Genomic DNA, 7,035 nt, shown 5'->3' on the forward strand with positions numbered 1-7,035 from the left:
ATGGGGAGGAATCAATGATTTATGGGCAACGCTTGGCGTAAGAAACTGCTTGGCCTTATGTTGGCCGGCGCATTAACAGTAACCGGCATCCCGGGTTTCGTGCCGCAGGTTGCGGCAGATACGGGGGTTCAGGAATCAGGAACGACGGCGGCGGAGCCGGGAGCTTCGGAAGAGGCGAATCTGCAGGCGCCGGCTACGGATGGGCAAGCAACGGATGATGTACAAGCGGTGATTCCGCCGGAATCCGCAATCGAATCGAATCAAGCCGCGGAAGCGGTCAATGCCGCGGACAATGCGGCTGCCGCGCCGCTCAGCGTCGCCGAAGCGATCGCGAAAGGCAACAACGGGGAGAACGTCGCCGTAACGGGCATCATCGTCGGTCATGCGACGGGATCGCTTGCCGCGGATTTCGAAGCTCCTTTCGGCAATGATTTTAACTTCCTGATCGCGGATGCGGCAGGAGAGCAAGACAAGGCCAAGCTGGTCAACATCCAGGTTCCATCCGGCTTCCGGGCCGAGTTCGGTTTGCAAAGCAACCCGGATTTGATCGGCAAACGGGTGGACGTGTCGGGAGCGCTGTCCGCTTACAATAATTTTCCCGGCATCAAAAGCGTAACCGCGATCGCCTTGTCCGCGACGCAGCCGGAGAATCCGGGCGAAGATCCCGGCGAGGAGCCGGGCACGGGAGAGCCGGATCCGGGTGAAACTCCCGAGCTGCCGGACGGAACCGGCAAAACGGTGCTGTTTGACAACGCCCATGCCCAAACCGCGGGCGCAGCCGATTGGGTAATCGACGGCGCGTTTTCCGATTTTGCCGAAGGGCTGCGGGCAGCCGGCTTTACGGTAAATTCGCTGGACCGTCCGATTCCGTACACGTTTGGGGAGACGGCGATTACTTATGACGTCTTGCAGAACTACGACGTGTTCGTCATCCCGGAAGCGAACGTTCCGTTTAAGGCGGCCGAGCAGAATGCACTGGTGCAATATGTGGAGAACGGCGGAGCCGTGTTCTTCATTTCCGACCATTATAATGCCGACCGCAACAAAAACCGCTGGGATGCTTCCGAGGTGTTCAACGGCTACCGCCGGGGCGCTTACGCCAATCCGGCCCAAGGCATGACGGCCGAAGAAGCCGGATCCCCGGCGATGCAGGGGTTAAACAGCTCCGATTGGCTGGCCGACAACTTCGGCGTGCGCTTCCGGTATAACGCCCTTGGCGACGTCAACGCAACCGACATTGTAAGCCCGTCGCAGTCGTTTGGCATCACCGCCGGGGTGGAGGCCGTCGCGATGCATGCCGGATCGACCGTGGCGATTCTGGACCCGCAACAAGCCAAAGGGCTCGTCTATGTCCCGACCGGCGTTCCGGCCTGGGGCAATGCGGTGGACGAGGGCGTCTACGACGGGGGCGGCCGAGCGGAAGGGCCGTACGCCGCCGTGGCCAAGCTCGGGCTTGGCAAAGCGGCCTTCATCGGCGACTCCTCGCCGGTAGAAGACGCAACTCCGAAATACGTGCGGGAAGAAAACGGCCAAAAGAAAACGACGTATGACGGATTCAAGGAAGTGGACGACGGATTGTTTTTGGTCCAAACGGTGAAATGGCTTGCGTACGACGAAAGCTATACCTCCTTTAGCGAGGTGCCGGGGCTGGAGCTGGATGCGCCGACGGTACTTGGCGCGGACGAGGAACCGGCCGCTACGACCGAGCCTCAGCCGGAGCCGTGGTCTCCGCCGGCCGCCGGGTACAAATGGCAAGATCCGGCAACCTTTAAGCCGGGCTCTTACGGCTCGTCTCAAGCGCCCGAAACGGAACCGGCTTTTGCATTCGTGCACCAGGCGCAGCTGCCCAGCCAGCAAGAATTCCAAATCCGCTTGACGGCCGACGGCTTGACGCCGGGACAAACGGAGTCCGACTTACGCGTCGGCATCTACGTGGCCGGCGGCGAACAAATCGCCCGTTTCAAGAATGCCGACGGCAGCTGGTCGGATTACAACTATAGCCCGGCATTCGCTTTGACGGGCGACGCTCAAGGCCATGCCGCCAAGGAATTGACCGTGCAGCTTAAGCCGGGGGTAGCTGCCGCCAGCGCCAATTTGCGCTTGAAGCAAGGCAGCGCTAACGTGATCACCAAGCAGGTGCAAATCGCTAATGTCGATGCCGAGCCGCTGCCGGGCGACCATCCGCCGGTGCCGGAGCTGTCGGCGATAGCCTCCGCCCGTCAGGCCGCCGATGGAACGGCCGTGACGGTGGAGGGCGTCGTTACGTCCGAGCCGGGGGTATTCGGCGGCCAGGGCTTTTATTTGCAGGACGAGACGGCCGGCATTTACGTATTCCAAACGGCGGAGGGTTACCACGCCGGCGACCGGATCCGCGTCAGCGCCACGAAAACGTTGTATAACGGAGAGGTGGAGCTGGAGAATCCCGTCCTGATCGAGAAGCTGGGGACCGCTCCGATCCCGCAGCCGCAGGTGCAAGATGCCGTTACGGACGGCAACCAGGGACAATTCATCACCTTAACCGGGGTGGAGGTTCGTGACCTCGTTGCCGCTACGCCGGCCGGATCGTTTGAATTTAATGCCGTCCGCGAGGACGGAAGCTCCACCCGGATTCGGTTCGACGGCAGAACCGGCGTGACGATGGCGGCCTTTGCGGCGTTGTATCCGGCGGGCTCGCGCGTGGATGTAAGCGGCATCGCCTCGGTGTTTCGGGGGACGTATCAGCTGAAGCCGCTTGCCCTGGCACATGTCGTGCCAAGCGCGGAGGAGGCCGATCTGTTGGCGCCGGTGACCGAAGCCGAAGTTTCGGGAGTAACCGGACCGGACGTATACAATACGGCGGAGGTTGCGGTAGCCCTGCATGCCGAGGATGAGGGGGGCAGCGGGCTGAACCGTACCGAATACCGGGTGAACGGCGGGGAGTGGATCAGCTTTGCCGCTCCGCTCGTATTGTCCGCGGACGGCAAATATGCGATCGAATACCGCTCCGTTGACCAAGCGGGCAACCTCGAAGCGGCCAAAACATTGTATGTTAACGTGGATCTGCAAGCGCCGCGAATTCAATTCACCGGAGACAGCCAGGTACTGCAAATCGACCCGAACGTGCCTTTCGGCGTAGCGGTCGATGATGCGGTCAGCGGCCTGAAATCCGCTGCCTATCAATTGAACGGCCGGAGCATCGGCGGCTTGCAAGAGATCACTCCGTTCGCTTTATCGGCAGGAAGCCACAAGCTGGTCGTTCAAGCGGCGGATGCGGCCGGCCACACGGCTTCGGCTACTTTTAACTTTCATGTCTACATCGACATCGCCCATTTGGATGAACTGGTCGAGCTGGGGAAGGACCACGGCTATTTTAAAACTAAAGGGACCGCGACCAGCCTGCAAGCCCAAATCGCTTCCCTGCAAAAATCTAAAACCCAGCTGGAGCGGGACATCAAGCTGAAGGCGCTGAAGCTGACCGTTAGCGTCCAAAGCGGACTTACCATCAAGGAGAGCTTCGCCAAGCTGATGCTGGACGATTTGGCGTACATCGGAAGAAAAGCGGCCTAAACGGCGGAGAAGACTTCGTTTCGGAGAAGGTGCGGCACACGGGGCGCGGATAGTTTCCTTTCTTGTCCGCAATCATGGATAAAAGGGACATAAGCCCGGTATCAGGGTGTCGGGTGCATCATAATCGACGCAAGCGTGAGCGCAGGGAAGGAGTACTTTCCTTGCCGCTCGCGCTTTTTTTGCGGACCGTTTCCCGGTAATCAAGATTCACTGATGCCTTTGTGCAAACGATTGATCTCCCTTCGGCAACGGTGATATAATCCAGCACATACAGGCTAGTAAACGTTTACCCTGGCGAAGGTGGATAGCGCTTTTGTAATCATAGCCGTTCACTTCAGGATAGCGGAAGGAGAGGGCTTATGGGCGGCCAGGAGCCGCTGTACAACACGGTAGACGCTTCGCTTTGGTATGTTCACGCCGTCCATGAATATTTGAAACATACCGGAGGGGAAGATGATTACAGGTTCATTCGCGAGAAGATTTATCCGAAGCTGAAGGAAATCGTCGCGGCCTACCGGGACGGTACCGGTTTTTCCATCGGGATGGATGAGGACGGTTTGATCCATGCCGGCGGAGGACTGGACCAGGTAGCCTGGATGGACGTGCGAGTCGGCGAGTGGGTGGTCACGCCGCGGCACGGCAAACCGGTCGAGATCAACGCGCTATGGTACAACGTGCTGTGCATTATGGCCCGGCTGGCGGAACGTTTCGGGGAAAAGCAGCCATATGATGAACTAGCGCGGAAGGTGCGCGAATCTTTCCGCAGCCGTTCTTGGAACGCAGCGGGCCATGGTCTGTACGATGTGGTTGACGTGCCGCAAAGCGGCGGCGGATTCATCACGGCCTACTGCAAAGTGAACGGCTACAGCCGGGAGGCCGTGCTCACGGCGAAGGACATGTGCGGCGTGTTCGAGGATCATCTTTACGACGGAGGTCTGGGCGGCATTGCCGAAATTTTTGACGGAGAATTTGCCTGCACCGGGCGCCGCTGCTTTACTCAAGCCTGGAGCGTGGGCGAAATTCTGCGCGCCTATACGGAGGACGTGCTGCCGAATTTGACGGGATTGGAGTGAGGGACGTTGTCGGTTCAAAAAGAATATCAAGGCATCATCGATTACGGCGATTTGGCGGTCACCGGGGGCGTCTCGGTGTTCGACGCGGAATTTGACGCGAAGTTCTATTACGGGGGCGACGATCTCGGGGCAGCCTATATGCCGGAGCAAACCTTCTTCCGCCTCTGGGCGCCTACGGCGTCGGAAGCGAAGGTTGTCCTGTATGAAGCCTGGGACGGCCCGCCGGCCAGGGAACTCGCGATGCGGCGGGATGTGCAGGGGACGTGGACGCTCGCGATCCCGGGGGATTGCCGGGACTTATTATACACTTACCGCGTCAAGGTCGGGGCGCAATGGAACGAAGCCGCCGACCCTTACGCCAAAGCGGTTGGCGTCAACGGGGATAAAGCGGCGATCCTCGATTTGCGCGGCACCGATCCGGAAGGCTGGGGCAACGAGGCGAAGCCGTCTTTAGCTTCCGCCGCGGATGCCGTCATCTATGAGCTGCATGTTCGCGATCTATCGATTCACCCCCGGAGCGGCATCCGCGAGAAAGGGAAGTTCCTGGGCCTCGCCGAAGAGGGAACCCGGGGGCCTGACGGCATTCCTACGGGACTGGACCATGTTGCCGGGCTCGGCGTTACGCACGTGCAACTGCTCCCGGTGTTCGACTACTCCCGCGAGAGCGTGGATGAACGCCGTCTGGATGAGCCGCATTACAACTGGGGGTACGATCCGAAAAACTACAATGTGCCGGAGGGCTCTTATGCCACGGACCCTTATGATCCGACCGTGCGCATCAACGAGCTGAAACGCTGTGTGCAGGCCTTGCACGCTCGTGGTCTCCGGGTCATCATGGACGTGGTGTACAACCATGTATTCGACGGATTCTTGATTCACTTCACCAAGCTGGTGCCGGGTTACTATTTGCGCTATAAAGCGGACGGAACGTTTTCGGACGGGGCGTTTTGCGGCAACGAGTGCGCCTCGGAGCGTCCGATGGTGGCCAAGTACATCGTGGATTCAATCCTGCATTGGGTGCGCGAATACCATATCGACGGCTTCCGCTTCGATCTGATGGGCTTGATGGACGTGAGCACGATGAACGAAATCCGCCGCCGCTTGGATGAGATCGATCCTTCGATCCTGATGATCGGGGAAGGCTGGATGATGGAGACGGTGCTTCCCAAGGAGCGGAGGGCCAATCAGGACAACGCCGTAAAGCTGCCGGGGATCGGCATGTTTAACGACGGGCTGAGGGACGCGGTCAAGGGCGATATCTTCATCTTTGACCGGAAGGGCTTCATCAGCGGCGGCGGCGGGTTCGAGGACGGGGTGAAGCGCGGCGTCGCCGGCGGCATCGATTATGACGGCGCGATGATTCGGCAGTTTGCGCAGGAGACGGTCCAGACGGTAAACTTCGTGGAATGCCACGATAACCACACGTTGTGGGACAAAATTGTGCTGTCCGCGCCTGGGGCGGCGGAAGACGAACGCCGGGCCATGCACCGGCTCGCATCGGCGATCGTGCTGACGAGCCAGGGCATTCCGTTCATCCACGCCGGCCAGGAATTCATGCGCACGAAGGACGGCGTGGAGAACAGCTACAAATCGCCGATCGAGGTTAATTGGCTCGATTGGGCGCGCTGCGCGGCGCACCAGGCGGACGTGTCCTACATGCGCAGCCTCATTGCGCTTCGCCGGGCGCATCCCGCGTTCCGCCTGCGGACGGCCGGGGAGATCCGCGCGCATCTGCGCTTCGAGGCAACGCCGGCCCGAGCGGTGGCGTTCACGCTGCGGGACCATGCCGGCGGCGACCCGGACCGCCACCTGTACGTGCTCTACAACGCGAATCCCGGCGCGTTGTCGCTGGAGCTGCCCGCCCTCGGACCGTGGGAGGTCCGGTTCGGCGGCGAGCATGTGCTCGCGCTGGACGCGCGCGAGAGCAAAGCAGCACGCGCGCTTGGCGGCGGGGCGGATGCCCCTGCGACGGGCGTGCCCGCCGCGGGAGCTCCCGCGGCCGCGAGCTGCCCCGCCCCGGCCGGCCCCGCTCCCGCTGCAGGGGGCCCTGCTCCAGCCCCGTCCCGGCTGGAGGTCCGCGGGGTCGGCGTGGTGGTGCTCGCCGTCCCGCGGTAATGCGGGCGAGGCGAGGCGTCGGCATCCACGCCGCCCTCACTGCCTGATGCGCGCGAAATAAGGGCAAAAAATTCCCTTATTTCTTCGAAAAGAGCCCTTTCCACACCAATAGAGGCATGATATGGCCTTATTTTTCCGTAGTCAGTCCCAAATGGGGTGATTTTGATGCTTGTCGGAAAAATAAGGCCTTTTTTTGCCTCTATTTGCTCAGAAAAAGATGACGTAAAATTGTTTGTGTACCAAGTTTTGGAGTCTATCCAAAACACAAAAAAGTAGAGTATCCTCGGGGTTACGACGCCAC

3 protein-coding genes are annotated in these 7,035 nt (G+C 60.4%); all 3 read left to right on the top strand.

Translation table 11 applies throughout. The features are described 5' to 3' along the window. The first annotated feature begins 21 nt into the window (after window positions 1-21). The 3 genes from ACQ4N8_RS01775 to pulA all read left to right on the top strand — a co-directional run bounded on the left by ACQ4N8_RS01775 (window position 22) and on the right by pulA (window position 6,734). Window positions 22-3,546, top strand: coding sequence for a DUF6359 domain-containing protein (locus ACQ4N8_RS01775; RefSeq protein ID WP_430702588.1), 3,525 nt, complete (start codon window positions 22-24; stop codon window positions 3,544-3,546). Between the two features lie 359 nt (window positions 3,547-3,905). After that, the gene (locus tag ACQ4N8_RS01780; RefSeq protein WP_430702589.1) at window positions 3,906-4,619 is read left to right on the top strand and encodes an amylo-alpha-1,6-glucosidase; all 714 of its coding nucleotides are present in this window, start codon (window positions 3,906-3,908) and stop codon (window positions 4,617-4,619) included. 6 nt (window positions 4,620-4,625) lie between these two features. After that, window positions 4,626-6,734 carry a type I pullulanase gene (gene pulA / locus ACQ4N8_RS01785; protein WP_430702590.1) on the top strand — a complete coding sequence of 703 codons (2,109 nt, stop codon included), beginning with the start codon at window positions 4,626-4,628 and terminating at the stop codon, window positions 6,732-6,734. Window positions 6,735-7,035: the final 301 nt, after the last annotated feature.

The sequence above is a fragment of the Paenibacillus macerans genome (genome assembly GCF_050565405.1).
Taxonomy (GTDB): Bacteria; Bacillota; Bacilli; order Paenibacillales; family Paenibacillaceae; genus Fontibacillus; species Fontibacillus macerans_B.